Here is a 22027-nt window from a genome sequence, read left to right on the forward strand (position 1 = left end):
GTCAGTCGCCCTCGTGGTCGACATAGACCAGGCCCGCGGCCTTCAGCGGTTCGCGCATCCCGTAGAGGTCCAGGCCAAGTACGCCGGACGCCAGTTGGGCGCGCTTGTCGACCTCGCGAGCCTCGCGGTCCGCCGAGGCGGCCAGGACGGCGCTTGCCTGGTCGCGGGCGACCACCACGACGCCGTCGTCGTCGGCCACGATCACGTCGCCCGGCCTCACCAGCGCGCCACCGCAGATAACGGGGACGTTGACGCTGCCCAGCGTGGCCTTGACCGTGCCTTGCGCCGAGATCGCGCTGGACCAGACGGGAAAGCCCATCTCCTTCAGCGTGGCGACGTCCCGAACGCCCGCGTCGATGACCAGAGCCCGGACGCCGCGCGACATCAGCGAGGTCGCCAGGAGGTCTCCGAAATAGCCCGCATCGCTGGCCGACGTCGGCGCGACGACAAGGACGTCGCCGGGCCCGCACTGCTCGATGGCCACATGCAGCATCCAGTTGTCGGCCGGCGGGACCGACACCGTCACCGCTGTCCCGGCCACATGCGCGCCCGGCCAGATCGGGCGGAGCTTCGGCGACATCAGGCCGATGCGGCCTTGGGCTTCGTGCACGGTCGCGACCCCGAAGGCCCGCAGACCATCGACAGCGTCCTTGGGCGCGCGCGGCGGGTTCTGGACGACCTTGTTCACAAGCTTCTCCTGCGCTGGGCAGGGTTTGGCTAACACCAGCCATGGCAGGCGGCGTATGCATTTTGAGGTCGAGGTATAACCAAATCGCGGGTCAATCGCGAAAACACTTCGCTCCGTTATAGCCTGCGCGCTTTTGTTATACCGGCGCCGTCGCGCGGGCTTGCTAACGGCTTGGGCTCTGGGGCCGGACAAGGCGGGAGGACCACGTGGCGTTGGCGTTTTCGAAGGGCGCGATCCTGGCGGCGATCGGGGCCCTGGCCTTCTGGGGCCTGGCGCAGGCTCAGCCGGCGCCGAACCTCGCCGCCTTGGCGCCGCTGAAGCCCACCATGCCCTGCGAGGCGCTGACTTCCGCAGATGTCAGCGATGCGGTCGGAGCCAAGACCACGATCACCTCCGCGAAGGTCGCGGGTAGCGGCGACAAGGTCTTCTGCGCCGTCCAGGGCGTGATCGCGCCGAAGATCCGCTTCGAGCTGCGCCTGCCCACCAACGGCTGGACCCAGCGCTATCTGCAGATCGGCTGCGGCGGGCTGTGCGGTGTTCTCAGCATCCGCGCCGAGCACGCCGATGGCTGCACGCCGGTCAGGGACGGCGCCATCGCCCTGGCCTCGACCGACATGGGCCACCAGGGGCAGGGCGGCATGGCCGCCATGGGCGACGAGACCTTCGGGAACGATCCGCAGGCCCGCGTCGACTTCGCCTATCGCGGCGTCCACCTGACCGCCGTGGCCTCCAAGGCGCTGATCGCCAGGTTCTACGGCCAGGGACCGAAATTCTCGTACTTCTCGGGCTGCTCTGACGGCGGGCGCGAGGGGCTGATGGAGGCCCAGCGTTTCCCTGGCGACTTCAACGGCATCGCGGCTGGAGCGCCAGCGATGTACTTCACCGTTCAGAACAGTTTCTACCACGCCTGGCAGGCCGCCTCGAACACCGGACCGGATGGCAAGAGCGTCCTGGTCGCCGCGCGGCTGCCGATCCTGCACGCTGCGGCGCTCGCCGCGTGCGACGGGGCCGACGGCGCCAAGGACGGCCTGATCGACGATCCGCGCGCCTGCCGTTTCGACCCTGTCGTCGCCCAGTGCAAGGACGGGCAGGCGACCGACGCTTGCCTGACGGCCGCCGAGGTCGCGACCGCGCGCAAGCTCTATGACGGTCCCGTCGACGAGAAGGGGCGTCACTTCACCTTCGGTCAGCCTCAAGTGGGTTCGGAGCTGTCTTGGGCGGGTGTCTTCGTGCCGCGCTCGATGGAAGATCGGCCCAACAGCTACGGCATGGCCGAGCAGCCGGTGAAGTACCTGATGTCACCGACCAATCCGCCGGCGAGCTATAGTCTGGCGGCGGACTTCAAGTTTACCGGCGCGCAGTTCGAGGCCCTGGCGTGGGCGCACGGGCTGTACGACGCCACCGAGACCGACCTGCGTCCGTTCGCGGCCAAAGGCGGCAAGCTGATCCTGTGGCACGGCTGGTCGGACCCGCACATCTCGCCCCTGGGCACGATCGCGTACCGCGACGCGGTGGTGAAGGAGATGGGACAGCGCCAGGCCGACGCCGCGATGCGGCTCTTCCTGTTCCCGGGCCTCTATCACTGCGCGGGCGGCGATGGCCTGAACCAGTTCGACATCGTCACGCCGCTGATGGCCTGGGTCGAGGCCGGCCAGGCTCCGGACGCGGTGAGCGCGGCCCATGTCGACCTGCCGGCCTTCGGTCCGCCGCCGGCCGGCGCTCATGGTCCTCCGCCCGGCGGTCCGCCTCGGGGCGAGTCGCCCACGACCGCGCCCAACCTCGTGCGCCAGGTCCAGGCCTACAGGACTGGCCCCGCGTCGCGCGACGCCTATGCGGCCGCCTTTCTGACCCCACATTTCCATAGCGATTGCACGGTCGACGGCCGGGGGCTTTCCTGTACGCCCAGCGCCAAGCCGTAGGGATCAGACATGGCCAAGCTCATCGGCGCGATCGGCGTTTCCCACACCCCGACCATCGGCTACGCCCGCGACCGCAGCCTTGAGAAGGATCCGGTCTGGGCGCCGATCTTCGAGGCCTTCGAGCCCTTGAAGGCGTGGCTGGAAGCCAAGAAGCCCGACGCGCTGGTGATGATTTATAACGACCACGTCACCGCCTTCTCGTTCGACCACTACTCGGCCTTCGCCCTGGGAGTGGGGGAGGCCTACGAGGTCGCCGACGAGGGGGGCGGGCCGCGCGATCTGCCGCCCGTGCCGGGCCACGCGCCGCTGGCCCGCTGGCTGACCCGGGCGATCATGGCTCAGGACTTCGACCTGTCGATGTTCCAGCACAAGCCGCTGGATCACGGATGCCTGTCGCCACTGTCGCTGCTGACCCCGCCGGACGAGACTTGGCCGATCCCGATCGTGCCCCTGCAGTGTGGGGTGTTGCAGTTTCCAGCGCCCTCGGCGCGCCGCTGCCTGAACCTGGGCAAGGCGCTGCGCAAGGCGATCGACGCCTGGCCCGAGGACGCGCGGATCGTGGTGGTCGCGACCGGCGGTTTGTCGCACCAGGTCCATGGCGAGCGGGCTGGTTTCAACAACACCGCCTGGGACGAGGAATTCCTCGATCTGCTGGCCCGTGATCCAGAGCGCTTGGCCAATCTGACCCACGCCGACTATGCGCGACTAGGCGGGTTCGAAAGCACCGAGGTGATCATGTGGCTGATCATGCGGGGGGCGCTCTCGAACGATCTCAAGCGGCTGCACCACGCCTACTACCTGCCGTCCATGACCGCGATCGCCACCGTGCTCTACGAGGACGAGGGCGACGACACGGCGGAGGCCGACATCGCGCAAGTGCGCGAAGCAGCCGCGCATCAGCTGGCTGGCGCCGAGACGCTGGAGGGCACCTATCCCTTCACGCTGGAGACCAGCGCCAAGGCCTACCGCATCAACCGCTTCCTGCAGGGGCTGGTCGATCCGGCGGCGCGTGAGCGCTTCCTGGTCGACCCCGAGGCCGAGTTCGAAGCCGCGTCGCTCAGCGACGAGGAGCGCCGGCTGATCCGCGAGCGGGATTGGCGCGGCCTGATCCACTATGGCGCGATCTTCTTCGTGCTGGAGAAGCTGGGCGCGGTCGTCGGTGTGCCCAATCCGCAGATCTACGCGGCCATGAAAGGCATGAGCCTGGACGAGTTTCTGGCGACGCGGAACGCCAAGATCACCTATTCGGTGGCTCGCAAGTAATCGGGTCTCACCAGGGCATGATCCGGTTATAGGTCCCGGCTTTTATCTATAGCGGCGCCCGCCGATCCCCCTGTTAGCCAAGACGAGAGCTCAACAAGAGCTTTTCGAGCGACCCAAAGGCGCCTTCGGGCAGCCCAAGAGACGGTCGCCAGTCTCGACCCAGGGAGGGTAATTTGACTCACCATTCGGCCCTGAAGCTGGCCCTTTTCGCCTCGGCGGCCTTGTTGGCCTCCCAGGCGCTCGCGGATGAAAAGGCCGCGCCGAGCACGACGATCGAGGAGGTCGTTGTCACCGCCCAGAAGAAGACCGAGCTGGCCTCCAAGGCGCCCATCGCGCTGACGGCCTACAATGGCGACACGCTGAAGGCCCAGGGCGTGGTCAGCGTCTCGGATCTGCAGAACCTGGCCCCGTCGGTGAACATCGGCCGCGACGGTTTCGGCGTGAACACCAACATCCGGGGGATCACCACCACCGACACCACCAGCAAGGGCGAGCAGGGCATCTCGTTCAATGTCGACGGCGTGGCCATCGGCCGTCCCGCGATCCAGGGCCTTTCGTTCTTCGACGTGGAGCGGGTGGAGGTCCTGCGCGGGCCGCAAGGCACCCTCTACGGCAAGAGCAGCACAGGCGGCGCCATCAACGTCATCACCAACAAGCCCAAAGACCAGTTCGAGGCCGCGGCGAACCTTGAGTTCGGCAACTACAACACCCGCCGCGCCGATGGCTTCGTGAACCTGCCCATCAGCGACAAGCTGGCGGTGCGGGCGGCGGTGAGCACCAACAAGCGCGACGGCTATGTCTATCCCGCCGACGGCTCGCCGGCCCGCAACGATCAGGACGACACCTCGGCGCGCCTGTCGGCTCTGGCCAAGTTCAACGACGACACCAGCCTGCTGGTCTCGACCACCTTCGGCCATGTCGGCTCGGTCGGCACGACCACGGTCCCGTTCAACTACCTCGTGACCAAATCGAGCCGCGAGGCCCGCCACGTCTTCGGCAATCCGTTCGGCAGCAAGATCAACGAGGACTTCCACAACTACAACGTCGACTTCAAGACGGCCTTCCAGGGCGTGGCCGTGGATTATGTCGGGGCGCGTCACAGCTTCTCGTCGAATGACCGCACGTCGTCGACCAACGATCCGTTCGGCAACTACACGGGTCCGGGTCCGGCCGTCGCCACCTACAACTGGCGCCAGTACCGAGGCGACGTGAAGACCACCTCGCACGAACTGCGGCTGTCGAACGCTGAGCCGAGCCGCTTCGATTGGGTGGCCGGCGCCAACTACACCAAGGAAGATATCCACGAGAGCGACCATAACTGGAACGCTCCGATCACCAACGCCACCCTCGCTGGCAGCCGCAACGGCATCGATCCCGTCAACAACACGATCCACACCTCAAAGGGCGCCTTCGCCCAGGGAACCTTCCACGCCACGGACCGCCTCAACCTGACCGCGGGCATCCGACGCTCGTCGGACGAGGTGGATCGCCACGGCACCTTCGCGGCCGGCCCCGGCCCCTGGAAGAACGCGGCGGGCGGAACCTGCGTCGCGCCCGACGATTGCATCGGCACGCCCAACAACGGCTTCCAGAGCGCCAAGAAGACGACCTACCGCCTGGCCGCCGACTACCAGATCGCCGAAGGCCAGATGGTCTTCGCCTCGGTAGCCACGGGCTACAAGGGCGGCGGGTTCAACGACTTCGAGCCGTCCACCGGCACGGTCGGCACCTACAACCCCGAAAGCCTGACCGCCTACGAGGTCGGCTACAAGGGGCGGCCGATGTCGAACCTGCAGATCAACACGACGGCCTTCTACTACGACTATCCGAAGTCGCAGGTCTCCAGCCGCATCACGGTTTCGGGCACCACCGTGATCTACACCCGCGCGGTGCCGGTGACGATCTACGGTCTCGAAAGCGAGGCTAAGTTCAAGCCGACGCCGAACGACTCGATCGACCTGGCGGCGACCCTCATGCACTCCGGATACAAGCGCTTCATGGCTGGCATCCTCCAGAACGTGGACTGGTCGGGCGCTCGCCTGGACAAGACGCCGAAGGTGGCCCTGACCGGCGCCTACTCGCACGTCTGGGAGCTGTCGAGCGGCGGGTCGCTGACCGGCCGGGTCTCGAGCAAGTACTCCAGTGGCTATCTGACCAGCGATTTCGTCAACGCCAAGCGTTTCAAGCAGGACGCCTTCACCCGCACCGACGCCACCCTGACCTATGCCGACGGCGACGGGCGCTTCACGTTGGCGGCCTTCGTCAAGAACATCGAGAACGACCTGCAGATGATCAGCGCGCCGGGTTCGTACTCGGCGACCTACGTCAACTCGGCGTCGGTCGCGATCAGCGAGCCGCGCATGTACGGCGTGCGGCTGGGGCTTCGGTACTGAGACCTGTCCCCCTCGGAAGCAGCAGCAACCTGGCCCGGCGCATCCCGCCGGGCCTTTTGCTATTGGGCGGTCGTCTTCCTAGCCGAGTTCGCCTGCCGTCCAGCCGCCGCCCAGCGCCTGGATCAGGGCCACCGCCGTCGTTTGACGGGCCACCGCCGTGGTGATCAAGGCGCGGCGGGCGGACAGGGCCGAAGCCTGGGCGGTGACGACGTCGGTATAGGCCACCTGGCCGGCGCGATACTGGTTCAGCAGCATCTGCTCAGTCTGGTCGGCGGCCTGGGAGGCTGTGAGCTGCAAGGCGTACTGCCGCTCCAGGGTACGCGCGGCCGTCAGTTGGTTCTCGACGTCTTCGAAGGCTTGGAGAGCGATCTGGCGGTAGTCGGCGGCGGTCGCGTCATAGGCGGCGCGTGACTGCTCGACCCGCGCCTTTCGGACCCCGGCGTCGAACAGGGTCTGGGCGGCCGACAGGCCCAGCGACCAGGTATTGGCCGAGGCCGCGAACAGGTCGCCCAGCTTGCTGGCCGTCGAAGCGCCGTTGGCGCTTAGGCTGAAGGTTGGGAAGAAGGCCGCCCGGGCTACGCCGATGTCGGTGTTGGCGGCGGCCACGCGGCGCTCGGCGGCGGCGACGTCGGGACGGCGCTCCAGCAAGGTCGAGGGCACGCCGACCGGGATCTCCGGCACGACCGGCTTCCAGTTCGCCTCGGCGGCCAGGCGGAACCCGCTGGCCGGTTCGCCGACCAGGACGGCGATGGCGTTCTCGAAGGTCGCGCGGGTCTGGACGAGACCCTCGAGGGTCGACTCGGCGTTGGCGAGCTGGCTCTGGGCCTGCAGGACGTCGGACTTGGGCGCGATGCCGGCGTTGTAGCGGTTCTGGGTGATCTGCAGGCTGCGCTGGTAGCCCTCGACCGTGGTGTTGACCAAGGCGATCTCGGTGTCCGCGCGGCGCAGGCCCAGATAGCTGGCGGCTAGTTCGCCTTGAGCAGACAATTGAGCTGCGGCGAGGTCGGCGGCGCTGGCCTGCGCGCCGGCTTTGGCGCCGCTGATCCCCGCGCGAATGCGGCCCCAGACGTCCGGCTCCCAGCTGGCGCCGATGCCGACCTGGTAGCGCTGGGTGTCGCCAGCGCTGGTGGCGCCGCCGGCCGAGGTCGTGGTCTTGGTACCGCCGCCGCCCGACTTACTGGCCGACCCCGAGAGGTCGATCGACGGGAACAGGCCGGCCCGCTGCTCGCGGACCAGGGCGCGGGCCTGGCGATAGGCGGCCTCGGCGCGGGCGATGGTCTGGTTGTCCACTTTCACCCGCTCGGCCAGGGCGTTCAGCTGCGGATCGCCCAGCAAGGTCCACCAGTCGCCGCGATCCAGGTGGTCGGACGGGGTAGCCGTCTTCCAGCCTTCCAGGGCCTTGTACGCCGCCGGAGCGGGGCTCTTGAGGGCGGGGGTCTCATAGGCCGGCGTCATTGAGCAGGCCGAGAGCAGGACCAGCAGCGAGGCGGCGCCGAGCAGGCGGGAGGAGCGAGGCATCATGCGGGTTCCGGCGAGGTCGGGTGGTGGGCCAGATGTCGCTCGTCCTTGTCGCGCGCCTTGCCGCGCAGACGGTCGAGATAGACATAGACCACGGGGGTGGTGATCAGGGTCAGCAGCTGGCTGGCGATCAGGCCGCCGATGATGGCCACGCCCAGCGGGCGGCGGAGTTCAGCGCCTTCGCCGAAGCCGATGGCCAGGGGCAGGGCGCCCAGGGCGGCGGCCAGGGTGGTCATCAGGATAGGACGGAAACGCAGCAGGCTGGCCTCGCGCGCGGCCTCTTGGGCGGTGAGCCCCCGGCTGCGCTGGGCGTCCAACGCGAAGTCGATGATCAGGATGGCGTTCTTCTTGACGATCCCGAGCAGCAGGAAGACCCCGATCAGGGCGATGATCGAGAACTCCATCTTGAAGATCAGCAGGGCGATCACGGCGCCGACACCGGCGGCGGGCAGGGTGCTGAGCACCGTGATCGGGTGGACGTAGCTCTCGTAGAGGATGCCCAGCACGATGTAGATCGCCACGATGGCGGCCAGGATCAGCAGCGGTTGTTGCTTCATCTGGTCGTTGGCCTGGCGGGCCTGGCCCTGGAAGCTGCCGCGCACGGACGTCGGCATACCGATCTCGGCCTCGGCCGCCGCGACGGCGATCTGGGCGTCGCTCAGCGACTTGCCGTCCGCCAGGTTGAACGAGACCGTCGTGGCCAGCTCGCCGTTCTGGTGGTTGACCGAGGTCGGGGTGGCGTTCTGGGCGACCGTGGCGATGGCCGGCAGCGGCGTCATGGCCGTGGCGGCGGTGTTCAGGGCCGAGCCGGTCGACTGGTCGCGCAGGGCCGGATTGACGCTGGGACCGGTCCTGGCCGCCGTGCTGGAGGGGCGGGTCGGCACGTGGACGTCGTTCAACGCTTCGGGGCCTTGGGCGAACTGCTTCTGCCACTCCAGGATCACGGCATACTGGTTGACGTCCTCGTAGATGGTCGCGACCTGGCGCTGGCCGAAGGCGTTGTAGAGCGCGTTGTCGACGGCGCGCGGCGTAACACCCAGGCGGGCGGCGCTGTCGCGGTCGATGGTGACCAGGGTCTCGACGCCGTTCTCCTGCTGGTCGGAATCGACATCGGTCAGCACATCGTCGTGCCCCTTCATCGCCTCGGCCAGCTTGGCGGCCCATTCCTTGAGGGCGGCGCTGGAGTCGCTGTTCAGGGTGTATTGGTAGGTTGAGTTGCTCTGCCGGCCGCCCATGCGCAGGTCTTGCACCGGGTTCAGGAACACGCTGATGCCGGTCACGCGCTGCAACTGCGGGCGCAGGCGGGCGATGACGGCCGAGCCCTTCTCCTTGCGCTCGCCGATCGGCTTGAGGTTCACGAACAGGAAGCCGCCGCCCGCCCGGCCGCCGCCGGTGAAGCCGACCACGGTGTCGACGGCGGGGTCCTTATGGATGATGCCGACCACTTGGCGCAGCTTCTTCTGCATGGCCTGGGACGAGACCGACTGGTCGGCGCGGATGCCGGCGTTCAGCTGGCCGCTGTCCTGCTGGGGGAAGAAGCCTTTGGGCACGGCGACATACAGCCAGCCGGTCATAGCGATCACCGCCACCAGGATGAAGATCACCAGCGGCTTGGCGGCCAGGGCCCAGTCCAGGCTGCGCTCGTAGGTCTTGTGCACGAAGGCGAAGCCGCGCTCGAAGAAGCGGGCGATCGGGCCTTCCTTGTCCTTGCGCTCGGGGCGCAGCAGGTAGGCGCACATCATCGGCGTGGTGGTCAGGCTGATGACCAGCGAGATCAGCACCGCCGCCGACAGGGTGACGGCGAACTCGCGAAACAGCCGCCCCACCTGACCGCCCATGAACAGCAGGGGGATGAAGACGGCCACCAGCGAGATGCTGATCGACAGCACCGTGAACCCGACCTCGCGCGCGCCCAGCAGGGCGGCCGAGAAGCGGTCCATGCCCTTCTCGATGTGGCGGGCGGTATTTTCCAGCACCACGATCGCGTCGTCGACCACGAAGCCCGTCGCCACGGTGATGGCCATCAGGCTGAGGTTATTCAGCGAGAAGCCCATCAGGTACATCACGCCGAAGGTGCCCAGCAGCGAGACGATGGTCGCCGCCGCCGGGATGAAGGTGGCGCGGGCGCTGCGCAGGAAGACGCTGACCACCGCAACCACCAAGAGGATCGAGATCAGCAGGGTGATCTCGATCTCGTGCAGCGACGCGCGGATCGAGTTGGTGCGGTCGCTGGCCACCGCCACGCTAATGTCGCTGGGCAACTGGGCGCGCAGCTCCGGCAAGGTGGCGCGGACGCTGTCGACGGTCTCGATGATGTTGGCGCCCGGTTGGGCGGTGATCAGGACGATGATCGACGGCTTGCCGTTGAAGAGGCCGAGGGTGCGGGTGTCGGCGACGCTGTCGGTCACGTCCGCGATGTCCGACAGCTTGATGCCCGCGCCGCCGCGCCAGGCCACGACCAGGCCGGCATAGTCGGCGGCCTTGCGGCCCGCGCCGGTGGTGTAGATCTGATAGCGCTGGCCGCTACCCTCTAACGCGCCCTTTGGGCGGTTGGCGTTGGCCGACTGTATCGCCGCGCGGACGTCCTCCATGGCCACGCCGTACTTGTTGAGCAGGAACGGATTGGCTGAGATCCGCACTGCCGGCAGCGAGCCGCCGCCGATCTCGACGTCGCCGACCCCGCTGACCTGAGCCAGGCGCTGGGCGACGATGTTGGAGACCGCGTCGTAGATCTGGCCAGGCGTCTTTGAGTCCGAGGTCAGGGCCAGGATGATCACCGGCGCGTCGGACGGGTTGGCCTTGCGATAGGTCGGGTTGCTGCGCAGCGTCGCGGGCAGGTCGGCGCGGGCGGCGTTGATGGCGGCCTGCACCTCGCGCGCCGCGCCGTCGATCTTGCGGTTCAGGTCGAACTGTAGGGTGACCTGGGCTCGGCCGGTCGAGCTTTGCGAGGTCATCTCGTTGACCCCGGAGATCACGCCCAGTCGGCGCTCCAGCGGCGTGGCGACGCTGGAGGCCATGGTCTCGGGACTGGCCCCCGACAGGTTGGCCGACACCGAGATGGTCGGGAAGTCCACCTGCGGCAGGGGCGAGACCGGCAGCACGAAGAAGGCCGCGATGCCCGCCATGGCCACGCCGAGGGTCAGCAGGATGGTGGCGACCGGCCGCCGGATGAAAGGTCCGGACAGGTTCACGACGGCGCCCCCGGGATCGGGTCGGGATCGACGCGGCCGGGATGCTGGCCCTCATCCGTATGCTTGCGACGCGCGGCGGGGGCTAGGCTGTCGAAGGCCAGGTAGACGACCGGGGTCGTGAACATGGTCAGCAGCTGGGACAGCAGCAGGCCGCCGAAGATGGCGATGCCCAGCGGACGACGCAGCTCGGCGCCTTCGCCGAAGCCCAGCATCAGCGGCACGGCCGCGAACAGCGCCGCCAGGGTGGTCATGAGGATCGGGCGGAAGCGCAGGATGGCGGCCTGGAAGATCGCCTCCCGCGGGCTCTTGCCCTGCTCGCGCTCGGCGTCGATCGCGAAGTCGATCATCATGATCGCGTTCTTCTTGACGATGCCGATCAGCAGGATGATGCCGATGATCCCGATGACGCCCAGGTCGTTGCCGGTGATCCACAGGGCCAGCAGCGCGCCCACGCCGGCCGAAGGCAGGGTCGACAGGATGGTCAGCGGGTGGATGTAGCTCTCATAGAGCACGCCCAGCACGATGTAGACGCAGACCACCGCCGCCAGGATCAGCCACAGCTGGTTCGACAGCGAGTTCTGATACGCCCCCGCCGCGCCCAGGAAGGTGTGGGTAACGGCGGTCGGCATCTCGATCCGGGTCATGGCCTTGCGGATCTCGTCGACCGCGTGGCCCAGCGAGACGCCTGGCGCGGTGTCGAAGCCGATCGTGGTGGCCGGGAACTGGGCGACGTGGGTGACCTGCAGCGGCGACTGTTGCGTCTTGATCGTCGAGAACGCCGCTAGCGGGGTTGGCAGGCCGCCGCCGGTCTTGAGGTTCAGATTGCCCAGGGTGGTCGGGTCGGTCAGGACGCCGGGCTTGGCCTCCAGGATCACCCGGTACTGGTTGGTCTCGGTGAAGATCGTCGAAACGATCCGCTGGCCGAAGGCGCTGTAGAGGGCGTCGTCGACATCCGAAGCGGTGATCGACAGGCGCGCGGCGGTGTCGCGATCGATGTCGACATAGGCCGCTTGGCCGGTCGCCGAGGCGTCCGAATAGACGTTGCGCACCGCCTTCACCTTCGCCAGTTCCGCCGTGAGCTTGCTGGCCCATTCCTTGATCGTGGCGGTGTCGGCGCCTTCCAGCGACAGGCGGTACTGGGTGGGGCCGGTCTCGGCGTCGATGGTCAGGTCCTGGGTCGGCTGGAGGTACAGCGTCACGCCGGCGACATTGGCCACACGCTCGCGCAGCCGCTGCATGATCTTCTCCTGCGAGCCCGAGCGGTCGGGCTTGAGGTTGATCTGCATCTGGCCGGTGTGGAGCATGGCGTTGTTGGCGCCGTCGACACCGATGAACGAGGCGACGTTCTCGACCGCCGGATCATCCAGGATCGCCTCGGCCGCCTGCTGCTGCAGGGCCGCCATGCGGTCGTAGCTGACCGACTGGGACATCTCGGTGCGAGCTTGCAACTGGCCGGTGTCCTGGGTCGGGAACAGGCCCTTGGGGATGATCAGGTACAGCAGGCCGGTCAGGACCAGCGTGCCGACGGCCACGACCAGGGTCGCCACTTGGCGTTCCAGCACCCAGGCGAGCGCCGTCTCATAGCGGGCCTCGACGCGCTCGAAGAGGTCCTGGGTCTTCTTGCTGACGCCCTTGGCGTCCTTCTCCGGATGGGCGGTCAGCCAGCGGGCCGACAGCATCGGCGTCAGGGTCAGGGAGACCACCGCCGAGATCAGGATGGTGATGGCCAGGCTGATGGCGAATTCGCGGAACAGGCGGCCGACGACGTCACCCATGAACAGCAGCGGGATCAGCACGGCGATCAGCGAGATGGTCAGCGAAATGATCGTAAAGCCGATCTCCTTCGCGCCCTTCAGCGCCGCCTCCATGGGCTTCTCGCCCTTCTCGAGGTGGCGGGTGATGTTCTCGATCATCACGATGGCGTCGTCGACGACGAAGCCAGTGGCGATGGTCAGGGCCATCAGGCTGAGATTGTTCAGCGAGAAGCCCATCAGGTACATCACCCCGCACGAGCCGATCAGCGAGATCGGCACGGCCAGGCTGGCGATCACCGTCGCGCGCAGGCTGTGCAGGAAGAAGAAGATCACCAGCACCACCAGCGCCACGGCCAGCAGCAGCTCCATCTCGACATGGTGCACCGAGGCGCGGATGCCGGTGGTGCGGTCGGCCAGGACCTGGACGTCGAGAGTGGCCGGCAGACCCGCTTGCAGCTCCGGCAGTTTGGCCTTGATGGCGTCGACGGTCTTGATGACGTTGGCGCCGGGCTGGCGCTGGACGTTGACGATGATGGCCGGGGTCTTGCCGGCCCAGGCGCCCAGGCGGGTATTTTCGGCGCTCTGCACGACCTGGGCGATGTCGGAGAGGCGGATCGGCGCGCCGTCCTTGTAGCTGACGATCAGCGACTTGTAGTCGTCGACGCTGAGCAGCTGGTCGTTGGCGTTGATCGTGTAGCTGCGGGTGGGGCCGTCGAAGCTGCCCTTGGCGCTGTTGGCGTTGGCGGCGCTGATCGCGGTCTGCACATCCGACAGGGTCAGGCCGTAGCTGGCCATGGCCTGGGTATCGGCCTGGATGCGCATGGCGGGCCGCTGGCCGCCCGACAGTGATACGAGGCCCACGCCCGAGACCTGGCTGATCTTCTGGGCCAGGCGGGTGTTGACCAGGTTCTGCACCTCGGTCAGCGGCAGGGTGTCCGACGTGATGGCCAGGGTCAGCACTGGCGCGTCGGCCGGGTTGACCTTGGCGTAGACCGGCGGGGCAGGCAGGTCGGCCGGCAGCAGCGAGCCGCTGGCGTTGATGGCGGCTTGCACCTCCTGCTCGGCGACATCGAGCGTCTCGCCGAGATTGAACTGCAGGGTGACGATCGAGGCGCCGGCCGTGCTGACCGAGCTCATCCGGGCCAGCCCCGACATCTCGCCCAGCTGGCGTTCCAGCGGCGCGGTGACGGTCTGGCTCATCACCTCGGGGCTGGCCCCGGGATACAGGGTCTGGACCTGGATCGTGGGGTAGTCGACCTGGGGCAGGGCCGACAGCGGCAGCAGCCGGAAGCCGACCAGGCCGGCCAGGACGATGGCCGCCATGAACAGGGCCGTGGCGACCGGCCTCTGGATGAAGGGACGCGAGGGGTTCATCGCCAGCTTCCCGGGCTATTCCGGACGCTGCTGGCGTTGGCGGCCTTCGCCGCCTTGCCCTTGACCTTGGGCGCCGCCTTCACGCTTGCGGCGCTCACCCTTGCCCTTGCCGTCCTTGCCCTGGCCTTGCGGCTTGGCGCCGGGCAGCTGGACTTTGCCGCCGTCGCGCAGGCGGTCGCCGCCCTCGGTGATGACCTTGTCGCCAGCCTTCAGGCCTTCGGTGATCTGCACCTGGACGCCCGTGGCCTGGCCGGTCTTCACCGGGGTCTTGGAGACGGTCTTGTCGTCGTTCAGTAGCCAGACGAACGAGCCGTCGCCGCCTTGGCGCACGGCCGTGGCGGGTACGACGATCGCGCCCTTGATGGTGTCCAGCTCCATGCGGACATTGACGAACTGGCTGGGGAACAGGGTGTTGCCGTTGTTCGGGAAGCGGGCCTTGGCCTTCACCGTGCCGGTGCCCGTGTCCACGAGGTTGTCGAGGGTCGAGAAGCTGCCGCGATCCAGGGTCTGGGTGCGGGTGCGATCCAGCGCGGTGACTGGCACATTGGCGCGGCCCTGACGGGCGGCGATGCGCGGCACGTCGTCCTGCGGGACGGTGAACTCTACGTCGATTGGCGAGACGGTGGTGATCACAGCGACGCCGTTCGCATCACCCGCGCCGATATAGTTGCCAACGTCGGTCACCCGCAGGCCGACACGGCCCGAGACCGGAGCGGTGATCCGCGCGAAGCCGAGGTTCAGGCGCGCGGTGCCCACGGTGGCACGGTCGGACATCACCGTGCCCTCCAGCTGTTTCACCGTGGCGGCCTGGGTGTCGACCTCCTGGCGGGCGATCGAGTCTTGGGCCAGCAGGGTCTGGTAGCGGGTGAGCGTCAGGCGCGCGGCGGCCAGCTGGGCCTCGTCGCGGGTCTGGTTCCCCTGCGCCTGCAGCAGCGCCATCTGGTAGGGGCGGGGATCGATCTGGACGAGGGCTTGGCCACGCTGGACCGTCTGGCCCTCACGGAACATCACCTGAGTGATCGTGCCGCCCACCTGCGGGCGCACTGTCACCGTCGCGGCCGGCTTCACCGTGCCCAGGGCCTCGATGACGATCGGCAGGTCCGTGGCGGTCGCCGTGGCCACCGCCACCGTGCTGGCCGGGCCGCGACGTCCGCCGCCACCGCCGCCGGGACCTCCCGGGCCGCCCTGGCCACCGCCTTCGCCCTTGTCGCCGTGCAGCAGCGTCCAGGCCAGCCAAACCACGCAGACCAGCGCGAGGACGGCGACCAGCCCGCCAAGGATCAATCCCCTGCGGCCGGCCGGACGATGCGAGGGAGCGGGGGAGGTTTCGTGCATCGGGGCCTCGGTTCGAGCGGTGGCGCTGCGAGATGTCGGCTTGGCGACCTTGGTGGTCCCTGGCCAAACGAAGCTTGAGCTTTCGCGGTTCCTCGCGGCGCGCTGTCGTCCTCAGATGGCCGGACTGGTTTGCGGTCGGATTTCAGTCCGGAAATCCAACGCGCCTTGATTGGGTCGTCCGTCAGGCTAAGACGGCTGGACCAAGCATGGAGCCTCGAAGCCGCATGACGACCAAGACCCTAGCGTTCGCGTTGCTCGCAGGCGGCGGGCTGGTGACGGCGTCTTCGGCCCTGGCGCAGGCCAAACCGGAGGACACCGAGGTCTGGAAGCCTGTCCCAGCCGTTGTCGCGCCCGCCGCTACGGCGGCCGGAGCTCCCTCGGACGCGATCGTGCTGTTCGACGGCCACGACCTAGCCCAGTGGGTCTCAAGCCGGGACAAGTCGCCGGCTGAATGGACGGTCGCGGACGGCGTCTTCACCGTGAACAAGGCGCGGGGGAACATCGAGACCAGGCGCGCCTTCCGCGACTACCAGCTGCATCTGGAGTGGCGGATCCCGGCCGACATCACGGGAGCTGGCCAGGCAAGGGGCAACAGCGGGGTCTTCCTGGCGTCCACGGGGCCGCGCGATGAGGGCTACGAGGTCCAGATCGTCGAGTCGCATGACAACACGACCTACGCGAACGGTCAGGCCGCCTCCGTCTACAAGCAGCATCCGCCGCTCGTGAACGCCAGCCGCAAGCCGGGTGAGTGGCAGACCTACGATATCGTGTGGCGTGCGCCGATGTTCGGCGCCGATGGAGTCGTGCTCAAGCCGGCGACCGTGACTGTGCTGCACAACGGCGTGCTGGTGCAGGATAACGCGGTGCTGGCCGGCGAGACCGTCTATATCGGAAAGCCGTCCTACAAGGCGCACGGCCCGGCGCCGATCAAGCTGCAGGCCCACGGCGATCCCAGCGAGCCGATCAGCTTCCGCAACATCTGGGTCCGCGAACTGGCGCCGCGCCCCTAGGCTGGCGGCGGCGCGGTGCTCGACCGGACGACAAGCTGGTGGGGCAGGGTGACGTTCTGCAGGGCGGTGGTCCGGTCGGCCAGGATGTCGAGCAGCAGACGCACGACCTCGTGGCCGATCTGCTCCATCGGCTGGCTGACGGTGGTCAGCTGCGGGTCCAGGTACTGGGCGAAGCGGATGTCGTCGAAGCCGACCAGCGAGATGTCCTGCGGGCAGCGCAGGCCTCGGCGGCGGATGGCCTCCAGCGCGCCCATGGCCATCTCATCGCTGAAGCAGAAGATCGCGGTCGGGCGACCGGGCTCGTCCAGCAGTTCGCCGGCCTGGCGCAGGCCGGACTCGATCGAGAAGTCGCCGATGGCCATGCGTAGAGCGCTGGCGCGCCCGTGGCGCTGGGCGGCCGAGAGCACGCCGGCGAGGCGGTCGCTGCTGATCGGGCTGGCCAACGGTCCGGTGATGACTCCGACGCGGGCGTGGCCCAGGCCGTAAAGGTGCTCCATGACCTCGGCGGCGGCCTTGTCGTTGTCGATGTGAGCGCTGGACACCGCCAGGCCCGGCCGGAACTCGCAGCCGTTGACGATGGCGGTCTTGGGTCCCTTGGTGGCGACCATCTCGGCCAGCACGTCGGGCAGTCGATGGCCCAGGAAGATCAGGCCGTCTGCTTCCTTGCGCCGGAACATGGCCGCGTACTGCTCCTCGCGGGCCTCCTCGTGGCGGGTGTCGCCCAGCAGCACGGAATACCCCGCCGCCAGGGCGGCTTCCTCGACGCCGCGGATCACCTGGGAGAAGAACGGGTTCGAGATGTCCGGCACCGTGACCAGGATCTTCTCGGTGCGAAGGGTGCGCAGGCTCTTGGCGGCGAAGTTCGGTTCGTAGCCGAGCCGGTTTACGGCTTCCATGACCTTCTGACGGGTTGCTTCCACCACCAGTTCGGGCGCGCTGAACACGCGTGAAACCGTCGCCGTGGAGACGCCCGCGTCGCGCGCAACATCTTGAATAGTCGCCATTGGCGGGACACTGGCGACTAGGCGGCGCCTTGGCAAGGTGGCGGACCCCTGTTATCGATGATTTCGATTACATCGGAGCGGATGCGGCCCAACGAGGCCGAAAATCCGCCCAAGCTGGTCGGGGAGGGCCAGGACCATGAAGACGAGCTTCAAGCTCTTCGTGATGATGGTGCTTCAGCTGGCCATCTGGGGCGCCTGGGCGCCGAAGATATTCCCCTACATGGGCATGTTGGGCTTTGCGCCCTGGCAGCAGTCGCTGGTCGGCAGCGCATGGGGCGTGGCCGCCTTGGTCGGGATCTTCTTTTCCAACCAGTTCGCCGACCGCAATTTCTCGGCCGAACGCTTTCTGGCGGTCAGCCACCTGATCGGCGGCCTGGCCTTGGTCGGGACGGCGCTGTCCACCAGCTTCTGGCCGTTCTTCGCCTGCTACCTGATCTTCAGCCTGGTCTATGTGCCGACCCTGTCGGTGACCAACTCGATCGCCTTCGCCAACCTGAAGGACCCGGCCGCCGACTTCGGCGCGGTGCGCATGGGCGGGACGGTCGGCTGGGTGCTGGTCAGCTGGCCCTTCGTCTTCCTGCTGGGCGCCCACGCGACGGCCGAGCAGGTCCGCTGGATCTTCCTGGTCGCGGCGATCATCTCGTTCGCCTTCGCGGCTTTCTCGCTGACCTTGCCGCACACGCCAGCCCGCAAGGATGCGCCGGGGATCGACAAGCTGGCGTGGCGGCGCGCCTTCAAGCTGCTGGCCGCGCCGTTCGTGCTGGTCCTGTTCCTGGTCACCTTCATCGATTCCGTGATCCACAACGGCTACTTCGTGATGGCCGACGCCTTCCTGACCAACAGGGTCGGGATCGCCGGCAACCTTTCCATGGTCGTGCTGAGCCTGGGCCAAGTGGCCGAGATCCTGACCATGTTCCTGCTGGGCCGTGTGCTGGCCAAGCTGGGCTGGAAGATCACCATGATCGTCGGCGTGCTGGGCCACGCCGCCCGTTTCGCGGTCTTCGCCTTTTTCGCCGACAGCATTCCGGTGATCGTGGCCGTGCAGCTACTGCACGGGATCTGCTACGCGTTTTTCTTCGCCACCGTGTACATCTTCGTCGACGCGGTGTTCCCCAAGGACGTTCGGTCCAGCGCCCAGGGCCTGTTCAACCTGCTGATCCTCGGCGTCGGCAATGTGGTGGCCAGCTTCCTGTTCCCCACCCTGATCGGCCGCCTGAGCCAGGCCGGCGCCGATGGCGCGGCGGTGGTCGACTACACCAGCCTGTTCCTTGTCCCGACCGGAATGGCGCTGGCCGCCGTGGTGCTGCTGGCCGTGTTCTTCCGCCCGCCGTCGCGCGGTCCCGTCACCCAGGCCGATGAAGACGCCGCCGTGGCGGCCGCCAACCCGGCCCAGGTCTAGCCCATGCTCCTCCAGAACAAGGAAAGCCCCGTGCGTTCAGCAGCTTGCGAAACCCGAGTCCCACGCACCGACCTGTCGCGTCGCGGCCTGTTGGCGGCCGGCGCAGCGGCGCTGGGCGCGACCTATGCCGGCGGCGCAAGCGCGGCGGGGAAGGCCTTCTTCGAGAGCCGCAAGTTGCCGATCGGCATCCAACTCTACACCTTGGGTCCGGATCTGGCGAAGGACCTGGACGCCCAACTGGCCACCATCGCCAAGATCGGCTTCAAGTCGGTGGAGTTGGCCGGCTATCTGGGCCGCACGCCAGCGGAGCTTCGCGCAGCCTTCGACAAGGCGGGCCTGGTCTGCCCCAGCGCCCACATCTCGCCCAAGGGACCTAACGGCTTCAGCGGCGACCTCGCCAAGCTGGCCGATGAGCTGCATGTGATCGGCGTGAAGTCGGCGATCATGCCGATCCTCTACATCCCCGATCGCCTGGGCAACGACCTACGCCAAGCCGGTGTGCAGATGACCGCCGACGATTGGAAGTGGAACGCCGACTTCCTCAACGAGAAGGCCGCCGTGCTGAAGAAGGCCGGTATCGCCACCGGCTATCACAACCACAATTTCGAGTTCGCGCCGCTGGGCAACACCAACGGCATGCACATTCTGCTGGACGGCACGGACCCCAGCCTGGTCACGTTCGAGATGGATGTGGGCTGGGTCACCGCGGCCGGGCACCACCCGCTCAACATGCTGAAGAAGCACGTGGGTCGCTTCACCCAGATGCACGTCAAGGACATCAAGGCGACCACCCAGTCGAACTTCGAGCTGCGACAGGACCCCACCGAGGTCGGCAGCGGCAAGATCGACTGGAAGGCGCTGCTGCCCGCTGCCTATGACGCCGGAATTCGGGGCTTCTACTACGAGCAGGAAGCGCCGTTCGAGCATACCCGCCTGGAGTCGGCGAAGATCAGCTTCGACTATCTCGCGAGCGTGGTCGGCTGATGACTCTGCGGATGGCCATGGTCGGCGGCGGTCCCGGCTCGTTCATCGGGCCGGTGCACCGCATGGCCGCCGAACTGGACGGCCGCATCCGGTTGAGGGCCGGGGTGTTCAGCCGCGATCCGGCCAAGAACGCCCAGGCGGCCGCTGCCTGGGGTGTCGCGCCGGACCGTGTGTATCCGGATCATCATGCGATGATCGCGGCTGAGCGGGCCCGTGAAGACGGGGTCCAGCTGGTCTCGGTCGTGACGCCCAACCATCTGCACTTTGACGTGTCGGCCGCCGCTCTGCGCGGTGGCTTGCACGTGATCAGCGACAAGCCGGCGACCCTGAACCTCGCGGAGGCCCAGGACCTGGCGAGCGTCGTCGCGGCCTCGGGCAAGCTTTACGGCCTGACCTACACCTACACCGGCTACCCGATGGTCCGCGAGGCGCGTGAGATCGTGGCGCGTGGCGATCTGGGCGCGGTGCGCAAGGTCATTGTCGAGTACTCGCAGGGCTGGCTGTCGAAGCCGCTGGAGCGCGACGAGGGCAACAAGCAGGCTAGCTGGCGCGGCGATCCCAAGCAGTCCGGCGTCGGCGGCTGCATCGGCGACATCGGCGTCCATGCCTTCAACATCGCCGAGTTCGTGACCGGCGTCCGTGTCGAGCGCCTCTGTGCCGACGTCGCCACCGTGGTGCCCGGCCGCAGCCTGGACGACGACTGCAACGTACTGCTGCGGTTCGAAGGCGGCGCGCGCGGCGTGCTGATCGCCTCGCAGATCTCGGCCGGGGCCCGCAATGGCTTGACGCTTAGCGTCTATGGCGAGAGGGGCGGCCTGACCTGGTCGCACGAAGACCCCAACATCCTGACCATCGATTGGCTGGACGGACCCAGCCAGGTGCTTCACGCCGGCTCGGGCTATCTGGGGGCGGGCGCGCGAGCGGTCACCCGCCTGCCGACGGGCCATCCGGAAGGCTTCATCGAGGCCTTCGCCAATATCTATCGCGACTTCGCCGACGCCATCGAAGGGCAGGGCGGCGGCCTCGTGCCCGACATCGGCGAGGGCGTGCGCGGCATGGCCTTCGTCGAACGCGCCGTGGCCGCCAGCCGCGACGACGCGGGCTGGGTGGCTCTGGAAGGAGAGGGGCGATGAAGACGCTCAAGGGACCGGCCATCTTCCTGGCCCAGTTCATCGGCAGCGAGCCGCCATTCGACAAGCTGGAGACCATGGCCAAATGGGTCTCGGACCTCGGCTATGTCGGGGTGCAGATGCCGACGGGCGGGGCGGGCTCGTTCTTCGACCTGGCCCTGGCCGCCGAGAGCCAGACCTATTGCGACGACATCGCCGGGATGCTGGCCGAGTACGGCCTGGAGATCACCGAGCTATCGACCCACCTGCAGGGCCAACTGGTCGCCGTGCATCCGGCCTATGACGAGCTCTTCGACGGCTTCGCGCCGCCCGAGCTGCGCGGCAAGCCCAAGGAGCGTCAGGAGTGGGCTGTAGGGCAGGTGAAGGCCGCCGCTATTGCCAGTCGCCGTCTGGGCCTGAAGGCTCACGCGACCTTTTCGGGCTCGCTGGCCTGGCCCTACATGTACCCCTGGCCGCAACGGCCGGCGGGCCTGGTCGAGGAAGCCTTCGCCGAACTGGGGCGTCGCTGGAAGCCGATCCTGGACGCGTTCGAAGAGAATGGCGTCGACGCCTGCTACGAGATCCATCCTGGCGAGGACCTGCACGACGGCGCGACGTTCGAGCGGTTTCTTGACGAGGTCGGCGGCCACTCCCGCGCCAACATCCTCTACGACCCCAGCCACTTCGTCCTGCAGCAGCTGGACTACCTCGGCTACATCGACCTCTATCACGAGCGGATCAAAGCCTTCCACGTGAAGGACGCGGAGTTCCGCCCGTCAGCCCGCTCGGGCGTCTATGGCGGTTATCAAGGCTGGGTCGATCGGCCGGGCCGCTTCCGCTCGCTGGGCGATGGCCAGGTGGACTTCAAGGCGATCTTCTCCAAGCTGGCCCAGTACGACTACGACGGCTGGGCCGTGCTGGAGTGGGAGTGCGCTCTGAAGCATCCGGAGCAGGGCGCTCGCGAAGGCGCGCCGTTCATCCGCGATCACATCATCCAGGTCACGGACAAGGCGTTCGACGACTTCGCCGGCAGCGGGTCCGACGCCGGCCGCAATCGCCGCCTATTGGGCCTGTAGGCCGCCGCCA

General features: G+C 67.7%; 14 protein-coding genes. 8 read left to right on the forward strand and 6 right to left on the reverse strand.

Annotated features, from left to right (window positions below; genetic code table 11):
- Position 1 precedes the first annotated feature (1 nt).
- Entirely contained in the window at positions 2 to 688 is a 687-nt protein-coding gene (locus AC07NN_RS07400; RefSeq protein ID WP_494639067.1) for a 4-carboxy-4-hydroxy-2-oxoadipate aldolase/oxaloacetate decarboxylase, read from the reverse strand.
- Between the two features lie 206 nt (positions 689 to 894).
- Here AC07NN_RS07400 and AC07NN_RS07405 point away from each other — a divergent pair, with 206 nt between their 5' ends.
- From AC07NN_RS07405 to AC07NN_RS07415, 3 genes are all read left to right on the forward strand, one after another.
- Positions 895 to 2607 carry a tannase/feruloyl esterase family alpha/beta hydrolase gene (locus tag AC07NN_RS07405; protein WP_494639069.1) on the forward strand — a complete coding sequence of 571 codons (1713 nt, stop codon included), beginning with the start codon at positions 895 to 897 and terminating at the stop codon, positions 2605 to 2607.
- A 9-nt stretch (positions 2608 to 2616) separates the two neighbouring features.
- Entirely contained in the window at positions 2617 to 3870 is a 1254-nt protein-coding gene (locus AC07NN_RS07410) for a gallate dioxygenase (RefSeq protein WP_494639071.1), read from the forward strand.
- A gap of 173 nt (positions 3871 to 4043) precedes the next feature.
- Positions 4044 to 6263, forward strand: a complete 2220-nt coding sequence (locus AC07NN_RS07415; protein ID WP_494639073.1) for a TonB-dependent receptor — start codon at positions 4044 to 4046, stop codon at positions 6261 to 6263.
- A gap of 78 nt (positions 6264 to 6341) precedes the next feature.
- Here the strand turns inward: AC07NN_RS07415 and AC07NN_RS07420 are convergent, their stop codons facing one another.
- The 4 genes from AC07NN_RS07420 to AC07NN_RS07435 are packed head-to-tail and all read right to left on the reverse strand — an operon-like array spanning position 6342 to position 15435.
- Positions 6342 to 7784, reverse strand: a complete 1443-nt coding sequence (locus AC07NN_RS07420) for an efflux transporter outer membrane subunit (protein WP_494639075.1) — start codon at positions 7782 to 7784, stop codon at positions 6342 to 6344.
- Positions 7781 to 10972: an efflux RND transporter permease subunit gene (locus AC07NN_RS07425; protein WP_494639077.1), complete on the reverse strand. Its 3192-nt coding sequence runs from the start codon at positions 10970 to 10972 to the stop codon at positions 7781 to 7783. Before AC07NN_RS07425 ends, AC07NN_RS07420 begins: the two co-directional genes overlap by 4 nt.
- Positions 10969 to 14100 (reverse strand): multidrug efflux RND transporter permease subunit, encoded by a 3132-nt coding sequence (locus AC07NN_RS07430; protein WP_494639079.1) that lies wholly within the window; start codon positions 14098 to 14100, stop codon positions 10969 to 10971. The genes AC07NN_RS07425 and AC07NN_RS07430 overlap by 4 nt, the downstream gene beginning before the upstream one ends.
- 15 nt (positions 14101 to 14115) lie before the next feature.
- Positions 14116 to 15435 carry an MdtA/MuxA family multidrug efflux RND transporter periplasmic adaptor subunit gene (locus tag AC07NN_RS07435; RefSeq protein WP_494639081.1) on the reverse strand — a complete coding sequence of 440 codons (1320 nt, stop codon included), beginning with the start codon at positions 15433 to 15435 and terminating at the stop codon, positions 14116 to 14118.
- 224 nt (positions 15436 to 15659) lie between these two features.
- Here AC07NN_RS07435 and AC07NN_RS07440 point away from each other — a divergent pair, with 224 nt between their 5' ends.
- On the forward strand, positions 15660 to 16445 hold the full coding sequence (locus AC07NN_RS07440; protein ID WP_494639083.1) for a 3-keto-disaccharide hydrolase: 786 nt from the start codon (positions 15660 to 15662) through the stop codon (positions 16443 to 16445).
- On the opposite strand, the gene AC07NN_RS07445 is transcribed toward AC07NN_RS07440, so the two are convergent.
- Entirely contained in the window at positions 16442 to 17449 is a 1008-nt protein-coding gene (locus AC07NN_RS07445; protein WP_494639085.1) for a LacI family DNA-binding transcriptional regulator, read from the reverse strand. The genes AC07NN_RS07440 and AC07NN_RS07445 overlap by 4 nt on opposite strands.
- A gap of 136 nt (positions 17450 to 17585) precedes the next feature.
- Here AC07NN_RS07445 and AC07NN_RS07450 point away from each other — a divergent pair, with 136 nt between their 5' ends.
- The 4 genes from AC07NN_RS07450 to AC07NN_RS07465 are packed head-to-tail and all read left to right on the forward strand — an operon-like array spanning position 17586 to position 22017.
- Positions 17586 to 18848, forward strand: a complete 1263-nt coding sequence (locus AC07NN_RS07450) for an MFS transporter (protein ID WP_494639087.1) — start codon at positions 17586 to 17588, stop codon at positions 18846 to 18848.
- A 3-nt stretch (positions 18849 to 18851) separates the two neighbouring features.
- A complete protein-coding gene (locus tag AC07NN_RS07455) occupies positions 18852 to 19832 on the forward strand; it encodes a sugar phosphate isomerase/epimerase family protein (protein WP_494639089.1) in 981 nt (326 codons plus the stop codon).
- Entirely contained in the window at positions 19832 to 20965 is a 1134-nt protein-coding gene (locus tag AC07NN_RS07460; protein ID WP_494639091.1) for a Gfo/Idh/MocA family protein, read from the forward strand. The genes AC07NN_RS07455 and AC07NN_RS07460 overlap by 1 nt, the downstream gene beginning before the upstream one ends.
- Complete coding sequence (locus AC07NN_RS07465) at positions 20962 to 22017, forward strand: sugar phosphate isomerase/epimerase family protein (protein WP_494639093.1); 1056 nt, start codon at positions 20962 to 20964, stop codon at positions 22015 to 22017. The genes AC07NN_RS07460 and AC07NN_RS07465 overlap by 4 nt, the downstream gene beginning before the upstream one ends.
- The last annotated feature ends 10 nt before the right edge of the window (positions 22018 to 22027 follow it).

This window comes from Caulobacter sp. GW821-FHT09H08 (assembly GCF_059415885.1).

Bases quoted from the DNA above. Each gene is read 5' to 3' on its own strand.
- AC07NN_RS07435 (WP_494639081.1), bottom strand. From the start codon at position 15,435: ATGCACGAAACCTCCCCCGCTCCCTCGCATCGTCCGGCCGGCCGCAGG.
- AC07NN_RS07420 (WP_494639075.1), bottom strand. From the start codon at position 7,784: ATGATGCCTCGCTCCTCCCGCCTGCTCGGCGCCGCCTCGCTGCTGGTC.
- AC07NN_RS07465 (WP_494639093.1), top strand. From the start codon at position 20,962: ATGAAGACGCTCAAGGGACCGGCCATCTTCCTGGCCCAGTTCATCGGC.
- AC07NN_RS07455 (WP_494639089.1), top strand. From the start codon at position 18,852: ATGCTCCTCCAGAACAAGGAAAGCCCCGTGCGTTCAGCAGCTTGCGAA.
- AC07NN_RS07430 (WP_494639079.1), bottom strand. From the start codon at position 14,100: ATGAACCCCTCGCGTCCCTTCATCCAGAGGCCGGTCGCCACGGCCCTG.
- AC07NN_RS07445 (WP_494639085.1), bottom strand. From the start codon at position 17,449: ATGGCGACTATTCAAGATGTTGCGCGCGACGCGGGCGTCTCCACGGCG.
- AC07NN_RS07460 (WP_494639091.1), top strand. From the start codon at position 19,832: ATGACTCTGCGGATGGCCATGGTCGGCGGCGGTCCCGGCTCGTTCATC.
- AC07NN_RS07440 (WP_494639083.1), top strand. From the start codon at position 15,660: ATGACGACCAAGACCCTAGCGTTCGCGTTGCTCGCAGGCGGCGGGCTG.
- AC07NN_RS07410 (WP_494639071.1), top strand. From the start codon at position 2,617: ATGGCCAAGCTCATCGGCGCGATCGGCGTTTCCCACACCCCGACCATC.
- AC07NN_RS07450 (WP_494639087.1), top strand. From the start codon at position 17,586: ATGAAGACGAGCTTCAAGCTCTTCGTGATGATGGTGCTTCAGCTGGCC.